The organism is Streptomyces sp. NRRL F-5650, assembly GCF_000721365.1.
GTDB lineage: Bacteria > Actinomycetota > Actinomycetes > Streptomycetales > Streptomycetaceae > Streptomyces > Streptomyces ardesiacus.
Genome location: NZ_JOGV01000011.1, coordinates 23,738 through 43,946, shown reverse-complemented (window position 1 = coordinate 43,946; position 20,209 = coordinate 23,738). Strand labels below are relative to the sequence as shown.

Sequence of the window (20,209 nt, the reverse complement as noted above, 5' to 3'; positions counted from 1 at the left end):
CGCCTGCCTGGTACCGCTGTTCGTGGCTGAATCGTGGCTGAAAGGCTAACCCGTTCGGCCCCGCCGTCCCGCCCTGCCTCAGCCCGTGAAGGCGATCCGGCGCAGGGTGCCGGCCGCCGCCCGGTCGAGGACCACCGCCGAGGCGCAGCCCGCGGGCAGGACGCCCGCCGTCACCGCCCGCAGCAGACGGGAGTTGGCCGCGCGGTGCCGCAGGAACGCGTACCGCGACACGCCCCGGCCGCGCTCGCGCTGGCCGGCCAGGGCCTCGTCGGCGGGGACGTCGAGGAGCAGCAGGTGCAGGGCGGCGCCCCGGCGGCGGGCCTCGCGGGCGAGCCAGCCCCGGACCCATGCCTGGGTGCCGCAGTCGTGCACGACCACGCCCTCGCCGGAGCGCAGCGCGCGGCGCAGTCCGGTGTAGTGGGCGAGGCGGACGAGGGGGCGGTAGAGCCCGTACGGGAGCAGGCGCGGCACGCGGCCGTCCCAGCGGTCGCGGGTGTCCTGGGAGTCGATGCGCAGGCCGCGCACGGTGCGCCGCATCAGCGTGGACTTGCCGCTGCCGGGCAGGCCGGTGATCACCACCAGGTCCCGGGGTCCGAAGAGCAGGGCGTGCGGGCTGCGGCCGTCGCGGTCCCTCAGGTCGCGGACGACGGGTGCGGTCAGTGGGGCGCATGCCTCGGGGGCCGGGGCGACGGGCTGCTTGGGCAGCGCGAGTCCCGAGGTCGTGGCGTACGCCGTGGTCCTGTTCACCGTGATCGTCCTCCCCTGGGGCGGTTCACGAGTCCCTCCCCGCCGAGTGTAAAGAGAAGGTAATGCGCCGGTCTCGCGTTTTCGTTCGCTTACTGCCACAAGCCGGTTACAAGAACAGCTCTGCCCACGGATCGCCGGGCCGTGCAATGATGGCCGCGCCAACTGCATACCGGCCGTTTGAATCCGCGCGGGAGAGTCCCCGGCCGCGCCGGGGCGCCGAAGGAGCAAGTCCCTCCCTTGAATCTCTCAGGCACCGTTACCGCGCGGGCGAGGCACATCTGAAAAGCGGACCGCCCGACGGCGGTCCCACCCAAGGTGCAAGCCCTGATCGCCGTACTCCGGTGGCCGTGGCGAACCTCTCAGGTTCCGATGACAGATGGGGAGGACCGACCTCGCCACGTCCTGTCCTGGGAGACGACCGACCGATGAGCAGTACCGAACCGCGCCGTACCGCGCTCGACGCCACGCATCGCGCGCTGGGCGCGACGATGACCGACTTCGCGGGCTGGGACATGCCCCTGCGCTACGGCTCCGAGCGCGAGGAGCACCTCGCGGTGCGCACCCGCGCCGGTCTCTTCGACCTCTCGCACATGGGTGAGATCACCGTCACCGGGCCGCAGGCGGCAGAACTGCTGGACTTCGCGCTGGTCGGCAACATCGGCACCGTGAAGCCGGGCCGGGCCCGCTACACCATGATCTGCCGCGAGGACGGCGGCATCCTGGACGACCTGATCGTCTACCGGCTCGACCACACCGCGTACATGGTGGTCGCCAACGCCTCCAACGCCCAGGTCGTGCTGGACGCGCTGACCGAGCGGGCGGCCGGCTTCGACGCCGAGGTGCGCGACGACCGCGACGCCTACGCGCTGCTGGCGGTGCAGGGCCCCGAGTCCCCGGGCGTCCTCGCCTCGCTCACCGACGCCGACCTGGACGGCCTGAAGTACTACGCCGGCCTGCCCGGCACGGTCGCGGGCGTCCCGGCGCTGATCGCCCGCACCGGCTACACCGGCGAGGACGGCTTCGAGCTGTTCGTGGAGCCGGAGCACGCCGTGGATCTGTGGGAGGCGCTGATCCGGGCGGGCGAGGGCGTCGGTCTCGTCCCGTGCGGCCTGTCCTGCCGGGACACGCTCCGCCTGGAGGCGGGCATGCCGCTGTACGGCAACGAGCTGTCGACCGCGCTGACGCCCTTCGACGCCGGGCTCGGCCGGGTCGTGAAGTTCGAGAAGGAGGGCGACTTCGTCGGGCGCGCCGCGCTGACCGAGGCCGCCTCCCGGGCGGAGCAGAACCCGCCCCGCGTCCTGGTGGGCCTGGTCGCCGAGGGCCGCCGCGTCCCGCGCGCCGGGTACCGGGTGGTCGCGGGCGGCGAGGTGATCGGCGAGGTCACCTCCGGCGCCCCGTCCCCGACGCTGGGCAGGCCCATCGCCATGGCGTACGTCGACCCCGCGCACGCGGCCCCTGGCACGGAGGGCGTCGGCGTGGACATCCGGGGCAGCCACGAGCCGTACGAGGTCGTGGCGCTGCCGTTCTACAAGCGCCGGAAGTAGACCCGTGGGCGGGACCGGGGCGGCACCGCACCCCGCACCGCCGGCGGCTCCCCCTCACCCTTTCCACCCCCTTCCCCAGACACTTCCTCGCGTACAGGAGAATTCAGGCCATGAGCAACCCCCAGCAGCTTCGCTACAGCAAGGAGCACGAGTGGCTGTCGGACGCCGTGAACGGCGCCTCGACGGTCGGCATCACGGAGCACGCGGCCAACGCGCTCGGTGACGTCGTCTTCGTGCAGCTTCCCGGCGTCGGCGACTCGGTGACCGCGGGCGAGACCTGCGGCGAACTGGAGTCGACCAAGTCCGTCTCCGACCTGTACTCCCCCGTCTCCGGCGAGGTCGCCGAGGTCAACGAGGACGTCGTCAACGACCCGTCGCTGGTGAACAGCGCCCCCTTCGAGGGCGGCTGGCTGTTCAAGGTGAAGGTCACGGACGAGCCGGCCGACCTGCTCTCCGCCGACGAGTACACCGCCTTCACCGCCGGCTGAGGAGTCCCGCCCGCATGTCGCTTCTGAACACGCCCCTGCACGAACTGGACCCGGACGTCGCCGCCGCCGTCGACGCCGAGCTGGACCGCCAGCAGTCCACCCTCGAGATGATCGCCTCGGAGAACTTCGCACCCGTCGCGGTCATGGAGGCCCAGGGCTCGGTCCTGACCAACAAGTACGCCGAGGGCTACCCCGGCCGCCGATACTACGGCGGCTGCGAGCACGTCGACGTGGTCGAGCAGATCGCCGTCGACCGGGTCAAGGCGCTCTTCGGCGCCGAGCACGCCAACGTCCAGCCGCACTCGGGCGCCCAGGCCAACGCGGCCGCGATGTTCGCGCTGCTCAAGCCCGGCGACACGATCATGGGTCTGAACCTCGCCCACGGCGGGCACCTGACCCACGGCATGAAGATCAACTTCTCCGGCAAGCTCTACAACGTCGTCCCCTACCACGTGGGCGACGACGGCCAGGTGGACATGGCCGAGGTGGAGCGCCTCGCCAAGGAGAGCAAGCCGAAGCTGATCGTGGCCGGCTGGTCGGCCTACCCGCGTCAGCTCGACTTCGCCGCGTTCCGCAAGGTCGCGGACGAGGTCGGCGCGTACCTGATGGTCGACATGGCGCACTTCGCCGGCCTGGTCGCGGCCGGCCTGCACCCCAACCCGGTGCCGCACGCCCAGGTCGTCACCACCACCACCCACAAGACCCTGGGCGGCCCGCGCGGCGGTGTGATCCTCTCCACGGCCGAGCTGGCCAAGAAGATCAACTCCGCCGTCTTCCCCGGTCAGCAGGGTGGTCCGCTGGAGCACGTGGTGGCCGCCAAGGCCGTCGCCTTCAAGGTCGCCGCGAGCGAGGACTTCAAGGAGCGCCAGTCTCGTACGCTGGAGGGTGCCCGCATCCTGGCCGAGCGCCTCGTGCGGGACGACGCCAAGGCGGCGGGCGTCTCCGTCCTGACCGGCGGCACGGACGTCCACCTGGTCCTGGTGGACCTGCGCGACTCCGAGCTGGACGGGCAGCAGGCCGAGGACCGCCTCCACGAGGTCGGCATCACGGTCAACCGCAACGCCGTACCGAACGACCCGCGTCCGCCGATGGTGACCTCCGGTCTGCGCATCGGTACGCCGGCCCTGGCGACCCGCGGCTTCACGGCCGAGGACTTCGCCGAGGTCGCGGACGTGATCGCCGAGGCGCTGAAGCCGTCCTACGACGCCGAGGCCCTCAAGGCCAGGGTGAAGGCCCTGGCCGACAAGCACCCGCTGTACCCGGGTCTGAACAAGTAGACACCGCACCCGAGGGGTGGGGCGCCGCATCCGCCACAAGCGGCCGGGCGCCCCACCCCTCGGCACCCCCTCCGCACCACCCCCGTTCTGAGGAGTCCCCGTGGCCATCTCGGTCTTCGACCTGTTCTCGATCGGCATCGGCCCGTCGAGCTCGCACACGGTCGGCCCGATGCGCGCGGCCCGCATGTTCGCCCGCCGCCTGCGCAACGAGGAGCTGCTGGACTCCGTCGCCTCCGTCCGCGCCGAGCTGTACGGCTCGCTCGGCGCCACCGGCCACGGCCACGGCACCCCCAAGGCGGTGCTGCTCGGCCTGGAGGGCGACTCCCCGCGCACGGTCGACGTCGAGACGGCCGACACCCGCGTCGAGACGATCCGGTCCTCGGGCCGCATCCGCCTCCTCGGCGAGCACGAGATCGCCTTCTCGTACGACGACGACATGGTCCTGCACCGCCGCAAGGCCCTCCCCTACCACGCCAACGGCATGACGCTGTGGGCGTACGACGCCGGGGGCGCCGAGGTGCTGACCAAGACCTACTACTCGGTCGGCGGCGGCTTCGTCGTCGACGAGGACGCGGTGGGCGCCGACCGCATAGTCCTCGACGACACCGTCCTGAAGTACCCCTTCCGCACCGGCGACGAGCTGCTGCGCCTGGCCCGCGAGACGGGCCTGTCCATCTCCGCCCTGATGCTGGAGAACGAGCGCGCCTGGCGCGACGAGGACGAGATCCGCGAGGGCCTGCTGGAGATCTGGCGGGTGATGCGGGCGTGCGTGGAGCGCGGCATGACCCGCGAGGGCATCCTGCCGGGCGGCCTGAAGGTCCGCCGCCGCGCCGCGAACACCGCGCGCAAGCTGCGCTCCGAGGGCGACCCGCAGGCCCTGGCCATGGAGTGGATCACCCTCTACGCGATGGCCGTGAACGAGGAGAACGCGGCCGGCGGCCGGGTCGTCACCGCCCCCACCAACGGCGCGGCCGGCATCATCCCCGCGGTCCTGCACTACTACGTGAACTTCGTCCCCGGCGCCGACGAGGACGGCGTGGTCCGCTTCCTCCTCGCGGCCGGCGCGATCGGCATGCTCTTCAAGGAGAACGCCTCCATCTCCGGCGCCGAGGTCGGCTGCCAGGGCGAGGTCGGCTCCGCCTGCTCGATGGCGGCCGGCGCCCTCGCCGAGGTGCTCGGCGGCTCCCCGGAGCAGGTGGAGAACGCGGCCGAGATCGGCATGGAGCACAACCTCGGCCTCACCTGCGACCCGGTCGGCGGCCTCGTCCAGATCCCGTGCATCGAGCGCAACGGCATGGCCGCGGTCAAGGCGGTCACCGCGGCCCGCATGGCGATGCGCGGCGACGGCTCCCACAAGGTCTCCCTGGACAAGGTGATCAAGACCATGAAGGAGACCGGCGCCGACATGTCCGTCAAGTACAAGGAGACGGCCCGGGGCGGGCTGGCGGTCAACATCATCGAGTGCTGAGCGCGCGCCACGCGGGCGGGAGGCGGGTGTCTCACATCGTGACACCCGCTTTCCGAAAAACAAGACGGCTGAGATCGTTGCGGGGCACATGTTTCGCACGTGAAAGATCCAGCCATGCCCGCACCAGCTTCATCCCCGGCACCGCAGACGCCCGTCAACCCCCGGTCGCGGGTCCTCGTCGCCAGCCTCATGGGGACGACGATCGAGTTCTACGACTTCTACATCTACGCGACCGCCGCCGTCCTCGTCTTCCCGAAGCTCTTCTTCCCGAGCAGCGACCCCACCACGGCGCTGCTGTCGTCGTTCGCGGTCTTCGGCGCCGCGATGGTCGCCCGGCCGGTCGGCGCCGTCTTCTTCGGTCACCTCGGTGACCGGCTCGGCCGCAAGAAGACGCTGGTCGTCTCGCTGCTCACCATGGGCATCGCCACCTTCCTCATCGGCGTGCTGCCCACCTACGCGCAGGCCGGCTGGGTCGCCACCGCGCTGCTCGTGCTGATGCGGCTCGCGCAGGGCTTCGCGCTCGGCGGCGAGTGGAGCGGAGCCGCGCTGGTCGCGACCGAGAACGCGCCGCGCGGCAAGCGGGCCCTGTGGGGGACCTTCCCCCAACTCGGCGCTCCGCTCGGCTTCATCATCGGCAACGGACTGTTCCTGGTCATCGGGGCGCTGCTGCCCTCCGAGAGCGGCGCCGACCCCACGCAGCCGTCCGCGGCCTTCGCGAGCTGGGGGTGGCGCATCCCGTTCCTGTTCTCCGCCGTGATGGTCGCGATCGGCCTGTGGGTGCGCTCGCGGCTCGTGGAGTCGACGGTGTTCACCCGGACCCGCGAGGCCGGGAAGGTGCGCAAGCTGCCGCTGGCCACCGTGGTCCAGGGCCACTGGAGGCAACTGGTCCTCGGCACGTTCATCATGCTGGCGACGTACGTGCTCTTCTACCTCATGACCACGTTCTCGCTGAGCTACGGGCGCGCCGCGAAGGACGCCGACGTGCCGGGACTGGGGTACGGCTACACGACGTTCGTACTGATGATGATCTTCGGCGTGCTGTTCTTCGCCGTGTTCACCCTGGTCTCCGGCCCGCTGGCCGACCGGTACGGCCGCCGCACCACCCTGGTCTGGATCACCGCCGCCATCGTGGTCTTCGGTCTGGTCTGGGTGCCGCTGATCGGCATGGGCACCCTCGGCGTGGTGCTGTGGCTGGTGCTGGGCTTCACGCTGATGGGCATGACCTTCGGCCCGATGGGCGCGCTGCTGCCGGAGCTGTTCCCGACCAGCGTGCGCTACACCGGGTCCGGCATCTCCTACAACGTCAGCTCGATCCTCGGCGCCGCCGTCGCCCCGTTCATCGCGGTGGCGCTGTGGGAGGCCGGTGACGGCTCGCCGTGGCTGGTCGGCGTGTACCTCTCCGCCATGGCCGTGCTGACGCTGGCCGCCCTCCTGCTCTCCAAGGAGACCAAGGACGTCTCCCTGGACGAGCGGGAGCCCGCGCCCGCCGGCGAGGACCCCCGGACGGCCCCGGCCGCGTCGTCGCCCGCGCCCTGAGCCGTCCGGGAGCCGCAGCGCCCCCGTGGTCCGCTCCGGCGGCCTCAGATGCCGCAGTTGGGCGCCGACCAGTACGGCGACGGGTCGAAGGCCACGTGGGTGTGGTCGTTGTGGCCGGGGTAGCCCGGGCCGAGGATCTCCGAGAAGCCGTGGGTCCTGGCCTGCTGGGCGAGTCGGCAGAAGCTGGGCGAGCCGGTGAGGTCGGCGGCGTCGCCGTAGAGGTGGCGGCTGGTGGCCGAGCCGCCGACGGCGTTGTTGCAGGCGCGGGAGCGGAAGCCGCTGGAGACGGTGATCGGCACGTCGCCGAGGGCGTGCCGCATCGCCTCCAGCTTCCACATGGTCTTCAGCGCGTTCGCCTTGGCGGTGGCGGCGGAGACCGCGCCGCCGGACCAGTCGGAGTTGCACTTGTTCAACTCCGCGTAGGTGAAGTGGACGGGTGTGCAGTCCGCGTCCTGGAGCGCGTAGATCTTGCTGAAGGTCGCCGGGCCCGCGACGCCGTCCGCGGACAGCCCGTAGGCGGCCTGGAACTTCTTGACGGCGGCGGCGGTGCGGGCGCCGTACTGGCCGTCGTAGGAGAGCCGCTCGCCGGAGGTGACCCAGCCCGCGACGCGGATCTGGAGCTGCGTCACGTCGCTGCCGGAGGAACCCTGGGAGAGGGTGCGGTTCCAGGTGTAGCAGGAGTCGGCCTGTGCGGCGCCGGCGGTGGCTCCCACCCCGACGACCGCTCCTGTCACGATCATGACAAGTGAGAGAAGCAAGCGTGACACGCGTCTGAACATCCCGGCCTCCCGAGCGTCGAATGGTCCGTGAATCGGAGCCCAGCGTGGGGCACGGCGCTACGCGCGTCAACAGGGCCCTCGCGGGCGGCCCTTCGCCGGATAGCATCGGAGCGGCCAGGGCTACGGCGGACGCGACCGATTCAGGGGGGCCGACCGGCGATGACGGACGGGACGGACGCGATACGGCTGCGGGTGCCGGCCGGGGCGGACGCGGGGCGCTGGGTCACCCGGGCGGGCTGCCGGCGCGTGCTGTTCGTCGTCCACAACGTGACGTCCGCGACTCGGCTCCTCGACGTACTGCCGCTGTTCGACGGCGACCTCCGTGTACAGATGTTCGCCACCTGCACGGGCTCCTCGCCCTTCCTCTCCGGAGTGCCCGAACTGCTGTCCCGGGCGGGCCTGCCGGTCCTGCCGTGGGAGCAGGCCAAGGACACGGCGTTCGACCTCGCGGTGTCGGCCAGCTACGGGGGCGAACTGGCAGCTCTGCAAGGGAAGTTGGCCGTACTTTCCCACGGTGTTGGATACAATAAGAGGCTGGCTACACCGGACACCGGACACCGGACACCGGACACCGGACACCGGACACCGGACACCTGTCGCCTGTGTTCGGGCTGTCGCCGGAGTGGGTTCTCGAGGACGGGCGGCCCGTCGCCACCGCGACGGTGCTCTCGCACCCCGAGCAGGCGGAGCGGCTCCGCGCCGCCTGCCCCGAGGCCGCGCCCACCGCGGTGCTCGCCGGGGACCCGTGCTACGACCGCATGCTCGCCGCGCTCCCCCAACGCGACCGGTACCGCCGCGCCCTGGGCGCCGGACCCGGCCGCCGACTGGTCGTGGTCGCCTCGACCTGGGCACCGCGCTCCCTCTTCGGCGCGGACGTCGACGACGACCGTGACGACCTGCTGCCCTGGCTGCTGTCCCGGCTCGCGGCGGAACTGCCCGCCGACGAGTACCGCACGACCGCCGTCCTGCACCCCAACATCTGGTACGGCCACGGCCCCGGACAGGTCCGGGCCTGGCTGGAGAACGCCCGCCGGTCCGGCCTCGACGCCGTACCGCCCCTCGAAGGGTGGCGCCAGGCGCTGATCGCGGCAGACTGCGTCGTGGGGGACCACTCCAGCGTCACCTTCTACGCCGCGGCCCTGGGCGTCCCGGTCCTGCTCGGCGCCTTCCCCGAGCAGGACCTCGACCCGGACTCCCCCGTGGCGGCCCTCGGCCGCACGGCCCCCCGCCTCCTGCGGCACGGCAGCCTGCGGGCGCAGATCGACCGTGCCGTCGAGGAACACGACCCGGGCCGGTACAAGGCACTGGCGGAGCAGACCAGTTCCGCACCCGGGCGGTCCGCGGTGCTCCTGCGCCGCCTGTTCTACGGCCTGATGGACCTCCCCGAACCCCGGACGCACACCGCGCTGCTCGAACCCCTGGAACTGCCGCCGTTCCGGCCCGCACGGGTCACCGCGCCGGTCCGGGTCCTGGTCCGGTGGATCGGCACGGACCCTCCCGAGGTCGATCTCGTGCGGTACGCCGTCGGCGGCGACGAACCGGATCCGGCCGAGGGACCGGACGCGGCCGCCGAGTCCGCGCACACGATGGTCGACGAGGAGACCCGGGAACCCGGCCGGCTGCGCGTCGCCGACGTCGTCGTACGGCGGGCCGCCGCGGACGACCCACGGCTCGGCCCGCCCGCGGCCTGGGCGGCGGAGGCACTGGCGAGCCATCCCTACTGCGGGCTGGTCGCCTACATCGACGGCCCGGACCGCTGCGTCGTACGCACCCGGGACGGCGGGCCGCTGCGCCTGACGGCGGCACCGGACCCGGACGGGCGGCCGGACCTGTGCGACCCGGCCGCCTACGCCTGTGCGCTGCACGCCTGGACGGCGAGCGGCAGGTCAGCGGCCGACGCCGGACCCGTCCTGCGCGTGCGCACCGGGACCACCGTGCACCGGGTCACGGTCGAGCCGCTCCGCGCCCCACTGCCGTGAACGGGCCGCCGACGAGCGTCCGGAGGGCCACCCGGCACCGGGCGAACGTCCGGAGCGGCACCCGGCCCTCGGCCCCGGCGAACGTCCTGACCGGCGCCCCTCCCCCGACGGCGCCACGCAGGGCCCGCCCGGGGGGCGTCACACCTCGATCTCGGCCAGGCGGGCGCGTACCCGGGCGAGGGCCACGCCGTCATGGCCCTCCGGCGCCGCCGCGAGGCACTCCGCGGCACCGCTCAGGTCCTCCGCCTCCTGCGCGGCGCGTCCGGCGGCGCGGTGGCAGCGGGCCCGCGCGACGAGGGCGTCGGCGAGCTGGAGGCCCGCGCCGGCCTCGGTCATGACCTTGACCGCCTCGTCCAGACACACCCGCGCCCGGTCCGCTTCCCCCGCGTCCAGGTGCAGGTCGCCGAGGCTCATGTACACCCGGCCCTCGTTGTAGCGGTCGCCGCCGCCGTCCAGGCGCCGGAACCGCGCGAGCGCGTCGTGCAGGGCGGCCGCGGCCTCGGTGACGCGCCGCTGCTTGGCCAGGGCGCGGCCGATGTGGTGCGTGAGCAGGGCGGTGGCCCGGGGGACGTCCCGCCAGCCGTCGTCGTCCGGGCCGATGCGGTCCAGGATCTCCCGGGCCTCCCCGAAACAGCGCTCGGCCTCCGTGAACTCCCACTGCCGCAGCCGGAGCAGCCCCCGCGCCTCCACGGCACTCGCCTCCCCCCGGTGGTGGCCGCAGTCCCGCTCCGCCGCCACGGCCCGCCCCAGAGCCGCCTCGGCGTCGGCCGCGCGCCCCGCCCCCATGTGGCCGAAGGCGAGCTGGGTCCACATCCGGCCCACGGCACGCCGGTCGCCGAACTCCGCGGCGCTGCGGCCGGCCGCCTCGACACCGAGCACGTGGGTGTCGGTCCACTGGGCGTGGAAGCCCAGGCGCAGGTGCAGGGTCCACATCGCCTCGCACAACTGCCACACGAGGTCGTCGAAGCCGTGGTGCGCGGCGGCCCTGATGACGGCCGCGAGGTTCTCCCGTTCCCGCCGCAGCTCCGCCAGCGCGCGCCTGCCGTCGTCGGGGTCCCGGTCCGCCGGGAGGACGAGGCCCCGGTACGCGGGGCCGAGCCGCCACCGCTGCGGCATGACCCGGAAGTCGGCGGCGGCCGCGAACCTCAACTGCCCCACGGCCACCCGGCGGACGGCGGCGGAGACCCGGGCGTGGCCGTCCTCGGCCAGCGCCAGCTCCCGGGCGTGGGCACGGGTCAGGTCGTGGAAGCGGTACCGCTCCTCCCCGACCTCCTCCAGCAGGTTCGACCGGGCCAGCTCCTCCAGGAGCGCACGGGCCTCGTGATCCTCGACGTCGGCGGCCCAGGCGGCGCAGGCGACGGTCACGGTGGGCCAGGCGGCGACCGCGATCGCGCGGTAGAGGGCGGCACAGGCGGGGGTGAGTTCGCCGTACGCGACGTCCTGGGCGGCCCGGACCGGGTCGGCCGGGGTTCCGGGGTCGTCGGGGTGCGCGTCCCGCATGGCGTCGCCTTCCCGGTCGTGGCCGTGGATCCGGTCGGACAGCCGGCGTGCGACCCGCTGCCAACTGAGGTGTTCGCGCACGGCGAGGCCCGCGCCCGTGGTGCACAGCGCCAGCGGATTGCCGCCGGTGCCGTCCGCGACGGCCCGCACGGCCTGCTCGGGCGCGGCGGGACGGCCGTCCCCGACCACCCGTCGGAGCAGGCGCACCGAGTCCTCGCTGGACAGCGGCCCGACCGCGAACGGCCGGGCCCCGTACTGCGCCACGAGCCGGGCGGGCCGGCGCCGGCCGGTCACCAGGACCAGGCACTCCGGGGAGGCCGGCAGCAGCGGGAGCACCTGGGCGTCGTCGTGCGCGTTGTCCAGTACGACGATCATGCGGCGGCCGGCCGTGCAGTCGAGGTACAGGTCCCGCTGCCGCGCCTCGTCGCCGGGCACCGAGGCGGGCGGCACCCCGAGCCGCTCCAGGAACCGGGCGAGCACGTCGGAGGGCGGCAGCGCGGTGCCGGCCGACGCGCCGTTCAGGTCGGCGAAGAGGACGCCGTCGGGGAACCGGTCCTCCAGTTCCAGGGCGCAGTGCACCGCGGCGGCCGTCTTGCCGATGCCCCCGGGGCCGGTCAGCACGGCGAGCACGGGCGCGCCCCGCGGCCGGCCGCCCTGCCGCTGCCCCGCGTCCTCGTCGAGCAGGCCCGTGAGCCAGGCGAGTACGTCCTCGCGGTCGGTGAACACCGCGGTGGCGGGCGGCAGCATCCGCGGCCTGGAGGCACCGTGCGCCACCGCGGGCACGGAGCGCGGAGCCAGCCAGGCGGCCTCGCGGACCCACTCCGACACGTCGCGGGCGGCCTGCGGGGAACTGTGGACGAGTTCCATCAGCCGTAACACGGCCGCCGACCTCTGGGACTCGGTGACGGGCAGGGTGGGCCCGCCCGGATCGTCCGGACCCTCCCCGCCCGGGCCGTCCCCGTCCGCGCCGCCTCCGCGGGGGCTGCGCCTCAGCAGGTCGAAAAGCTGCTCGGAGCTGCGCCGGCCCAGCTCGCCGCCCGCTCCGGACAGCGCGCCGGAGGCGACCGTGCCGACCGCCGAAACCACCATGCCCAGCAACGGCTCCACGCCGGTCTCCCTCCCCCAACTCCTCGTCCCCGCAATGCTATCGGCGAGGACGGAGGGCGCCGGGGGAATCTCCGGCTCCGTCACGGGGAAGGAAAAGGGGAAAGACCGGTACGAGCAGGTCCGACCGGCACGAACGGGACCCGACCACTCCCCCCACAGCTCCTCAGGGAGGCCCCATGCTGCGTGGCATCGACGTCAGCGCCTACCAGTCCTCCGGCTACGACACCGACGGACTCTCCTTCGTCTTCGTGAAGGCCACGGAGGGCCGTTCGTACGTCAACCCCAAGCTCGCGGCCCAGACGAAACGGGCCCGTGACGCCGGACTCGTCGTCGGCTTCTACCACTTCCTGTGGCCGGGCAACCTCACCGCCCAGGCCGAGTACTTCGTCTCCAAGGCCCCGGACCGCAAGGGCGACATCCTCGCCGTCGACTGGGAGACCAACGGCGAGGGCACGCACCCGAGCAACGCGGAGAAGGACAGCTTCATCAAGAAGCTGAAGGCGCTCCGGCCGGACAACCGCGTCGTCCTCTACTGCAACCGGCACTTCTGGTTGAACGTCGACACCACCTCGTACGCCGGTGACGGCCTGTGGATCGCCGACTACGTGTCCGCCGGCAAACCCAGGATCAAGGCCAAGTGGCGCTTCCACCAGTACACCGACGAACCGGTCGACACCAACGTGGCGGACTTCGCGAGCAAGGCCGCGCTCAAGGAGTGGGCCCACCGCGCCTGAGCGCCGGGTCAGCCCCGGAACCCCGCGGGCCGCTCCGGGGACGCCTCCGCCAGTGCCTTGGTGACGCCGTCGACGCCCTCGCGCAGGCCGTAGACCGGGGTGTCGGGCTGCTGGCGCCAGGAGTCGTCGATACCGCCGGCGTCGACGGTGTCGAAGCCCAGCTCGTCGATCAGGGCTCGCACCTTGGCCTTGGCCGCCTCGTCGTCGCCGGCCACCGGGAGCGCCATGCGGTCGGGTGCGCCGGCCGGGCGGTGCCGGTCGAGGATGTCCTGGGCGTAGGTGCCGTTGAACGCCTTGACCACCGGGTGGCCGAGGTGCCCCTCGGTCCAGCGGCTCTCGGTGAGGCCCTCGTCCTCGATGCCCGCGATCCTGCCGTCGCGCTGCTGCGGGTAGTAGTTGCCGGTGTCGATGACCGCGACGCCCTCGGCCGCCCCGTCCAGGACGCCGGACGGCAGGTCGGGGATGCGCTTCAGCGGGATCGTGACGACCACGATCTCGGCGCCGCGCGCCGCCTCCTCCACCGGTACGGGGGTGGCGCCGGTCTCCTCGGCCAGCGCGGTGAGCGTGTGCGGTCCGCGCGAGTTGGCGACGGAGACGTCGTGTCCGAGGGCGGTGAGCCGCCGGGTGAGGTTGCCGCCGATGTTGCCCGCGCCGATGATGCCGATCTTCATGATGCGACTCGCCTGGCCTTCCGGAGGTCGTGTCGCGCGGAGCCCCGTGGCCCGCGCCCGTGACCCGCACCAACCTCCGGCCGGGGTGTGCTATTCCGGGCGGGGCGCCCGTCCGGGTGACCGGTGGGCGCCCCGCTCGTCGTGGTGCGGCTACTTGCTCAGGTGGGCCCAGAACTCGTCGAAGGACAGCTTCTTGTCGCCGTCGAGGTCGCGGCCGGCGATGACCGCCTCGGCCACCGACTCGGTGACGTTCCAGTCGCCGCCCTGGGCGAGCGCGGTCTTGAACTCGGCCGCGGTGATGAGACCGTCGCCGTCCGTGTCGATCCGATCGAACTGCTTGCGTGCTTCCTCGATGTCCGCCACCGGTCCGCCCCTCGTGTCGTGCATGGGTCCTTCTGACGCAGGTCAGATTATCCGCCCGCCCGCGCGCCCGGAGCGGCGACCACCCACCCGAACTCCGCCTCGTGGGCGCGAGAGGGCTCCTGGCCCGTTCGCCCCCGGTCGTGTCTGGGAGTCTGTGCCGTGCCTTCCAGTGGCTGGAGACGCGAGGAGCGCGGTGTGGCGGAGAGCCTGCGGGACATTCTGGACGCGGCGGGTCGGGGGGAGTTCCCGCCGGCGGACGGCGGGACGAGCGTCGTGCCGCAGCACGCGGGCCGGGACGCGGGGGTGATCGCGTTCACGGCGCACGCGGTGGTCTTCACCGACGAGGACGAGGGGTGGGTGCGCGGGACGCTGGCCGCGCTGGACTGCGATCCGCTCGCCGCGGCCATGAACCCCCGGTTCCTGACGGCCTTCGCGGACCGCACCGGGCGTACGACGGACACGGTCGACGTGCTGCTGACCGGTGCCCCGCTTCCGGGGCGTCCGGATCTCGCGCTGACGGAGCCGGCCGATCCCGGGCATCCGCGGGTGGTCGCGGCCCGGCGGCGACGCGACGGGGTGCGGGTGTGGGCGGCGGACGGCGGGCTGCTGGTGCTGGGCCGCGGGGTCGGCGGGCGGCTGGAGGTCGCCGTGGAGGTGGCGGACGGCGCCCGGCACCGGGGGCTGGGGCGGCGGCTGGTGACGGCGGCGCGGCAGTGGGCCGCGGGCGAGGCGGTCTGGGCGCAGGTCTCGGCGGGGAACGCCCGCAGTCTGCGGGCGTTCCAGGCGGCGGGTTACCGGCCGGTGGGCTCGGAGGCGCTGTTCCAGCACCCGTGAGCCGGAGCGGCCGGGGTCAGTGCCAGGGCTGGTAGTGCGGGTTGCTCTCGCACTCGCTCATGATCTCGGTCTTGGTCTGCCGGTCGACCGGGCAGACGCCGATGATGTACTTGCGCTGGATGCCGCCGGGGAAGGCGACCTCGACCTGGTCGGCCCACTTGTGGGTGTCGCCGATGGTCTTGTTGACGTCGATGCCGCCGGGGGCGTCGATGTAGTAGTTGTAGCCGGACTTGTACCAGGTCTTGTAGAGGTCGTGGTCGTAGGTCGTCGAGACGTACGGCGAGGGCTGGTTGACCAGGACGTACTTCTCGACGTCGTACTGGCCGTTCTGGACGTCCTTGGCGTGGAAGCCCTCTTCGAAGACGACCTGGGGGCCGCGGCTGTCGCTGCGGTAGAGGGTGCCGCAGGTGGTGCGCCAGACCGGCTCGGGGGTGATGCGGTCGATGTCGACGCCGCGGTCGGCGGCGGCCTTGGTCTTGTCGTCGAACTGGGGGCAGGACGGGGCTGCCTTGGCCGGGGCCGCCGCGGGGGCGGCGCCGGGGACGGTGGCGGCGGAGGTGGCGAGGACGGCGGAGAGCGACAGGACGGCGGCGGCGGTCCGGCGGCGCAGACGAGTGGTGATCATGCGGATACGATCCCGGCCGCCCGGCCGCGCGCCCGGGATTCTCACCCGTAGGTGGCGTGTCAGGCGAACGGGGTTGATTCCAGCGGCAGATGGGCTCTCACCGATCCATGACGCGCATCTCGAACCAGGTGGTCTTGCCGCGCGGCAGCAGATCGACGCCCCAGCGGTCGGAGAGCTTGTCGACGAGGAAGAGGCCGCGCCCGCTGACGTCCGTCTCCTGCACCGGCATCAGACAGGGCAGCCCCCGGGAGGGGTCACGGACCTCGACCCGGATCCAGCCGGGGCGGCGGCGCATGCGCAGGCCGAAGACGCGGGCGCCGGTGTGGCGTACGGCGTTGCCGACGAGCTCGGAGACGAGCAGGACGGCGTCCTCGGTGACCTTGGGGCCGACCTTCCACTGGCGCAGGCAGACGACCTGGGCCAGCCGGCGGGCGGTGGCGGCGGACTCGGGGCGGGAGGGCAGCCGGACCTCGCGCTCCGTGGGGTCGCCGCACAGTTCCAGCGCCTGGATCCCGCGCTCGTCCTCGACCGCCGGCGACCAGCGCGCCGCGGTCGCACGTCCGGCTCCCCGCGGCTGTCCCGTACCCTCCAGCCCCGCCATGCCCCCATCATGGCCGCCTTCCGGGGGCCTGGGGGCCGTTCCCGGGGAACGGCCCCCGGCGGGGAGCGGGCGGAACGACGGCCGTCCCGCAGGTGCCGCGGGCGGTTCGGGACCGGAAAAGGGCGCGATGACCTGCGGTAACGGCTCGGCCGGAGACAAGCGACGGACTCCCTCGACAAGGCGCGCTTATGGGTGCGTCAAGGCTGCCACAAACCGCCCCAACGAGGGACCCGGATGAGACATCGTGTCAATTGCAAGGAGTACAAAGGGACTTCGGGTGAAACTTGTACTTCCTGCGGGGCGGTTTCAGAGGAACTTCGCCTTGCCGGGGCCCTCTTCCACGAAGCTGCGCATCCCGCGCTCGCGGTCCTCGGTGGCGAACAGGCCCGCGAACCAGTTCCGCTCGACGGCGAGTCCGGTCTCGATGTCCGTCTCCAGACCCGTGTCGATCGCCTCCTTCGCGGCGCGCAGGGCGATGGCGGGCCCCTTGGCGAGCCGTGCGGCCCAGGCGTGCGCCTGCTCGTAGACCTCGGCGGCCGGGACCACCCGGTCCACCAGGCCGAGCGCCAGCGCCTCGTCGGCCTTGACCTGGCGGCCGGTGAAGATCAGGTCCTTGGCCCGGGAGGGGCCGATCAGCCGGGACAGCCGCTGGGTCCCGCCCGCGCCCGGGATCAGCCCGAGGAGGATCTCGGGCTGGCCCAGCCTGGCGTTCTCCCCGGCGATGCGGAAGTCGGCGCAGAGGGCGAGTTCGCAGCCGCCGCCCAGCGCGTAGCCGGTGACGGCCGCGACCACCGGCTTGGGGATGCGGGCCACCGCGGTGAAGGAGTCCTGGAGGGCGCGGGACCGCGCGATCATCGCCGCGTGGTCCATCTCCCGCATCTCCTTGATGTCCGCGCCCGCGGCGAACACCTTCTCGCCGCCGTGGAGCACGACGGCGCGGACGTCCTCGCGCCGGGTGACCTCCTCGGCCAGCTCCTTCAGCCGGTCCTGGGTGGCGACGTCCAGCGCGTTCATGGGCGGGCGGTCCAGGCGCAGCGTGCCGACGCCGTCCGCGACTTCGAGGTGTACGGTCATGCTCCGCAGGTTAGCGGGCGTTCACGTGCGGTGGGGCTTCGGGTGCGTGCCGGCTCACGGCTCGTGGTGGGTGCCCGCGCCCGCGCGGCGGAGCCGCAGACCGCTAGGGCCCCGCGCCCCTTCGGGGGCGCGGTTCCACCGCCGGACCCGTTACGCCTTCCACTTCTCCCAGGACATGTTCCAGCCGTTGAGGCCGTTGTCCGGGGCGATGGTGGCGTCGTTGGAGTTCTTGACCACGACCACGTCGCCGATGAGGGAGTTCTCGAAGAACCAGCGGGCCGGCGCTCCCTTGTCCCAGCCGCCGCGCACGTCGCGCAGGCCGATGCAGCCGTGGCTGGAGTTGCGGTTGCCGAAGGCGTCGCCGCCCCAGTAGTTGCCGTGGATGAAGGTGCCGGAGGTGGACAGGCGCATGGCGTGCGGGACGTCCTTGATGTCGTACTCGCCGCCGTAGCCGACGGTCTCGCCGTTCATGCGGGTCACCGGGAGCCGCTCGGTGATGACCATCTGGCCGTTCCAGGTCTCGTAGCCGGGGGCGCCGGTGGTGACGGGGATGGTCTTGACGGTCCTGCCGTCGCGTACGACCTTCATCGTGAGCTTCTTGGCGTCCACGACGGAGACCTGGCTGCGGCCCACGGTGAAGGAGACGGTCTTGGCCTGCTTGCCGTAGACGCCGTCCCGGCCCTCGACGCCGTCGAGGTTGAGGTCGACGGTGACCTTGGTGCCGGCCTTCCAGTACTTCTCGGGGCGGAAGTCGAGGCGGTCGTTGCCGAACCAGTGGCCCTCGACCTCGACGGCCGGTTCGGTCTTGATCGTGACGGCCTTCTCGACGTCCTCGGGGTTGGTGATGCCCCGGGTGAAGCGGATCGAGAACGGCATGCCGACGCCGACCTTCGAGCCGTCCTCCGGGGTGAAGGTGCCGGTGAAGGTGTTCTTCGGCGTCAGGGTGGTGAAGCGGGAGTCCTCGGCGGCCGTGCGGCCCTCGGAGTCCTTGGCGACCGCGTGCACGGTGTACGTGGTGGAGGCGGCCAGGTGGGTGGACGGCGTCCAGGTGGCGCCGTCCCCGGATATCTCGCCGTCGACCTCGGCGCCCTTGGCGTCCTTGACGACGACCTCGGTGAGCTTGCCCCGGGCGGCGCCGACCTTGAGGGTGCCGCTGGTGTCGACCGCCTCGGCCCCGTTCTTCGGGGCGATGGTGACGACGGCCTCGGACTGCTCGCTCTGCGCCGCGGTCGAGTCCTTGGCCTTCTCCCCCTTGCCGTCCCCGGCCCCCGAGCCGCCTCCGCCGCACGCGGTGACGGTCAGCATCAGCAGCCCGAGTACCGCCCCCGCTATCGGACGCACGTTCACCTGTTCTCCCCTCGCCGGGCCTGGTCGGGCCCGCGCCCCAGTGCGCCCGCGCGCGCACTGGCGCATCGTAACCGCAGGCCAAAGGGTTGCGGAGCACGGGAATTGTCACCGTTCCGTACCGAGTTGGCGGTGCGGGCCGAGAGGGGGTGGCGGGGTCACTTCACCGCGCTGCCCGCCTTCCACCGCTTCCACTTCATGTTCCAGCCGCCGAGCCCGTTGTCGGGGGCGACGGTCTTGTCCTTGCTGTGGACGACCTCGACGACGTCGCCGACGAGGCTGCGGTCGAAGAACCAGCCCGCCGGGGTGTCCGGCCCGCCGCCCTTGTCGTCGCGCAGACCGACGCAGCCGTGGCTGACGTTGGCCCGGCCGAAGGTGTCGGCGGGCGCCCAGTAGTTGCCGTGCAGGAAGGTGCCCGAGCTGGTCAGGCGGATGGCGTGCGGGACGTCGGGGATGTCGTACTCGCCGCCGAAGCCGACCGTGCGGCTGTTCATGCGGGTGACCTCGAGCATCTCGGTGATCACCATCCGGCCGTTGTAGGTGGGCGTCGTCGGCGCCCCCGCGGTGATCGGCACGGTGGCCAGCAGGGTGCCGTCCCGGCGCACCTCCATGGTCCGTTCGAGGGCGTCGACGCGGGAGACCTGGCTGCGGCCGACGGTGAAGACGACCTTCTTGTGCTGGAGTCCGTAGACCCCCTTCGCCCCCTCGACGTCCCGCAGCCTCAGGTCGACGGTGACCTCGGTGCCGGGTTTCCAGTACTCCTCGGGGCGGAAGTCGAGGCGGTCCTTGCCGAACCAGTGGGGGCGGATCTCGACGGCGGGTTCCGCGGTCACGGTGACGGCGCGTTCGACGGCGGCGCGGTGGGTGATCTCGCGGTTGAACTCCAGCGAGACGATCATCCCGGTGCCGACGACCGAGCGGTTCTCGGGGGCGACGTAGGCGATGAAGCGCTCCTCGGGGACCTTGGTGGTGAAGGTGGTGTGGCGGGCCGAGCGGTGTCCGCCGCCGTCCACGGCGACGGCGTCGACGGTGTACTTGGCGGCGAGCGCGAGCCGGTCCTCGTCGGGCCGCCAGCTCAGGCCGTCCCCGGAGATCCGGCCGGGCACCGGGGTCTCCTGCGCGTCCTGGGACCTGACCACCTTCACCGACTCCAGGTGTCCGTCGGGCACCCGCACCGACAGCTTCTTCTCCGGCGGGACGGCTCTGCTCCCGTCGTCCGGGGTGACGCGGATGACGTCCCCGGCGGCGGGTGGTTTGCCGAACATCTCGCCGATGCCCGAGCCGATGCCGGACCCGACGCCGCCGCTGCCCGAGGTGCATCCGGCGGCCCCGGCCAGCAGTCCTGCCCATGTCAGTAGGGCGGCCAGAGCGGCGCCCGCGCGCCGTGCGCGCCCGTGTACGTGCCTCACACCCACCCGTAACGACCGGCCGGCCCCGGGGAAACGTGAGTGCGAGCCACCCGGTGGGCAGAACTGTGGGGAGGACGACGCGACGGGGAGCAGCGGCCGGGACGCCGTACGCCCTCCTGCCGGACGTCG

General features: G+C 72.7%; 17 protein-coding genes, 1 pseudogene and 1 riboswitch. Of the genes and pseudogenes, 8 read left to right on the top strand and 10 right to left on the bottom strand.

The features are described from left to right. Window positions 1–78 precede the first annotated feature (78 nt). Window positions 79–747, bottom strand: a complete 669-nt coding sequence (locus IG88_RS0112910) for an AAA family ATPase (protein WP_031039232.1) — start codon at window positions 745–747, stop codon at window positions 79–81. Between the two features lie 178 nt (window positions 748–925). Beyond that, window positions 926–1,019: riboswitch (glycine riboswitch) on the top strand. A gap of 153 nt (window positions 1,020–1,172) precedes the next feature. Between IG88_RS0112910 and gcvT the strand changes: the two genes are divergently transcribed. From gcvT to IG88_RS0112885, 5 genes are all read left to right on the top strand, one after another. Next, entirely contained in the window at window positions 1,173–2,291 is a 1,119-nt protein-coding gene (gene gcvT / locus IG88_RS0112905) for a glycine cleavage system aminomethyltransferase GcvT (protein WP_031039230.1), read from the top strand. Between the two features lie 110 nt (window positions 2,292–2,401). Further along, window positions 2,402–2,779: a glycine cleavage system protein GcvH gene (gcvH, locus tag IG88_RS0112900; protein ID WP_031039227.1), complete on the top strand. Its 378-nt coding sequence runs from the start codon at window positions 2,402–2,404 to the stop codon at window positions 2,777–2,779. A gap of 14 nt (window positions 2,780–2,793) precedes the next feature. Next, window positions 2,794–4,056: a serine hydroxymethyltransferase gene (gene glyA, locus IG88_RS0112895; protein ID WP_031039224.1), complete on the top strand. Its 1,263-nt coding sequence runs from the start codon at window positions 2,794–2,796 to the stop codon at window positions 4,054–4,056. 100 nt (window positions 4,057–4,156) lie between these two features. Continuing rightward, entirely contained in the window at window positions 4,157–5,524 is a 1,368-nt protein-coding gene (locus tag IG88_RS0112890; RefSeq protein ID WP_031039221.1) for an L-serine ammonia-lyase, read from the top strand. A gap of 114 nt (window positions 5,525–5,638) precedes the next feature. After that, complete coding sequence (locus IG88_RS0112885; RefSeq protein ID WP_031039218.1) at window positions 5,639–7,060, top strand: MFS transporter; 1,422 nt, start codon at window positions 5,639–5,641, stop codon at window positions 7,058–7,060. 44 nt (window positions 7,061–7,104) lie between these two features. Here the strand turns inward: IG88_RS0112885 and IG88_RS0112880 are convergent, their stop codons facing one another. After that, complete coding sequence (locus tag IG88_RS0112880) at window positions 7,105–7,839, bottom strand: D-Ala-D-Ala carboxypeptidase family metallohydrolase (RefSeq protein WP_031039215.1); 735 nt, start codon at window positions 7,837–7,839, stop codon at window positions 7,105–7,107. Between the two features lie 602 nt (window positions 7,840–8,441). Between IG88_RS0112880 and IG88_RS0112875 the strand changes: the two genes are divergently transcribed. Further along, window positions 8,442–9,818, top strand: a complete 1,377-nt coding sequence (locus tag IG88_RS0112875; protein ID WP_037835844.1) for a hypothetical protein — start codon at window positions 8,442–8,444, stop codon at window positions 9,816–9,818. Between the two features lie 138 nt (window positions 9,819–9,956). On the opposite strand, the gene IG88_RS0112870 is transcribed toward IG88_RS0112875, so the two are convergent. Then, on the bottom strand, window positions 9,957–12,425 hold the full coding sequence (locus IG88_RS0112870) for a tetratricopeptide repeat protein (protein WP_234332138.1): 2,469 nt from the start codon (window positions 12,423–12,425) through the stop codon (window positions 9,957–9,959). A gap of 176 nt (window positions 12,426–12,601) precedes the next feature. Here IG88_RS0112870 and IG88_RS0112865 point away from each other — a divergent pair, with 176 nt between their 5' ends. After that, a complete protein-coding gene (locus IG88_RS0112865; RefSeq protein ID WP_031039208.1) occupies window positions 12,602–13,159 on the top strand; it encodes a glycoside hydrolase family 25 protein in 558 nt (185 codons plus the stop codon). A gap of 8 nt (window positions 13,160–13,167) precedes the next feature. On the opposite strand, the pseudogene IG88_RS0112860 reads toward IG88_RS0112865, so the two are convergent. Next, window positions 13,168–13,845, bottom strand: a pseudogene (locus IG88_RS0112860) (NADPH-dependent F420 reductase); the annotation flags it as partial. A 135-nt stretch (window positions 13,846–13,980) separates the two neighbouring features. After that, window positions 13,981–14,193: an EF-hand domain-containing protein gene (locus IG88_RS0112855; RefSeq protein WP_031039203.1), complete on the bottom strand. Its 213-nt coding sequence runs from the start codon at window positions 14,191–14,193 to the stop codon at window positions 13,981–13,983. Window positions 14,194–14,388: 195 nt separating this feature from the next. Here IG88_RS0112855 and IG88_RS0112850 point away from each other — a divergent pair, with 195 nt between their 5' ends. Then, complete coding sequence (locus IG88_RS0112850) at window positions 14,389–15,027, top strand: GNAT family N-acetyltransferase (protein ID WP_031039201.1); 639 nt, start codon at window positions 14,389–14,391, stop codon at window positions 15,025–15,027. A gap of 16 nt (window positions 15,028–15,043) precedes the next feature. Here IG88_RS0112850 and IG88_RS0112845 read toward each other — a convergent pair whose 3' ends face one another. The 5 genes from IG88_RS0112845 to IG88_RS0112825 form a co-directional block, all read right to left on the bottom strand. After that, entirely contained in the window at window positions 15,044–15,652 is a 609-nt protein-coding gene (locus tag IG88_RS0112845) for an ADP-ribosyltransferase (RefSeq protein WP_031039198.1), read from the bottom strand. Between the two features lie 97 nt (window positions 15,653–15,749). Continuing rightward, on the bottom strand, window positions 15,750–16,253 hold the full coding sequence (locus tag IG88_RS0112840) for an ATP-binding protein (RefSeq protein WP_031039195.1): 504 nt from the start codon (window positions 16,251–16,253) through the stop codon (window positions 15,750–15,752). A gap of 306 nt (window positions 16,254–16,559) precedes the next feature. Beyond that, window positions 16,560–17,327, bottom strand: a complete 768-nt coding sequence (locus IG88_RS0112835; protein WP_031039192.1) for an enoyl-CoA hydratase/isomerase family protein — start codon at window positions 17,325–17,327, stop codon at window positions 16,560–16,562. A gap of 150 nt (window positions 17,328–17,477) precedes the next feature. Further along, window positions 17,478–18,674 carry a L,D-transpeptidase family protein gene (locus tag IG88_RS0112830; protein WP_031039189.1) on the bottom strand — a complete coding sequence of 399 codons (1,197 nt, stop codon included), beginning with the start codon at window positions 18,672–18,674 and terminating at the stop codon, window positions 17,478–17,480. A gap of 155 nt (window positions 18,675–18,829) precedes the next feature. Further along, window positions 18,830–20,080 carry a L,D-transpeptidase gene (locus IG88_RS0112825; RefSeq protein ID WP_031039188.1) on the bottom strand — a complete coding sequence of 417 codons (1,251 nt, stop codon included), beginning with the start codon at window positions 20,078–20,080 and terminating at the stop codon, window positions 18,830–18,832. Between the last annotated feature and the right edge of the window lie 129 nt (window positions 20,081–20,209).

What these genes read in the sequence shown, in the direction of transcription:
- glyA (WP_031039224.1), top strand. Translation starts at nt 2,794, where the DNA reads ATGTCGCTTCTGAACACGCCCCTGCACGAACTGGACCCGGACGTCGCC.
- IG88_RS0112840 (WP_031039195.1), bottom strand. Translation starts at nt 16,253, where the DNA reads ATGGCGGGGCTGGAGGGTACGGGACAGCCGCGGGGAGCCGGACGTGCG.
- IG88_RS0112880 (WP_031039215.1), bottom strand. Translation starts at nt 7,839, where the DNA reads ATGTTCAGACGCGTGTCACGCTTGCTTCTCTCACTTGTCATGATCGTG.
- gcvH (WP_031039227.1), top strand. Translation starts at nt 2,402, where the DNA reads ATGAGCAACCCCCAGCAGCTTCGCTACAGCAAGGAGCACGAGTGGCTG.
- IG88_RS0112835 (WP_031039192.1), bottom strand. Translation starts at nt 17,327, where the DNA reads ATGACCGTACACCTCGAAGTCGCGGACGGCGTCGGCACGCTGCGCCTG.
- gcvT (WP_031039230.1), top strand. Translation starts at nt 1,173, where the DNA reads ATGAGCAGTACCGAACCGCGCCGTACCGCGCTCGACGCCACGCATCGC.
- IG88_RS0112865 (WP_031039208.1), top strand. Translation starts at nt 12,602, where the DNA reads ATGCTGCGTGGCATCGACGTCAGCGCCTACCAGTCCTCCGGCTACGAC.
- IG88_RS0112885 (WP_031039218.1), top strand. Translation starts at nt 5,639, where the DNA reads ATGCCCGCACCAGCTTCATCCCCGGCACCGCAGACGCCCGTCAACCCC.
- IG88_RS0112845 (WP_031039198.1), bottom strand. Translation starts at nt 15,652, where the DNA reads ATGATCACCACTCGTCTGCGCCGCCGGACCGCCGCCGCCGTCCTGTCG.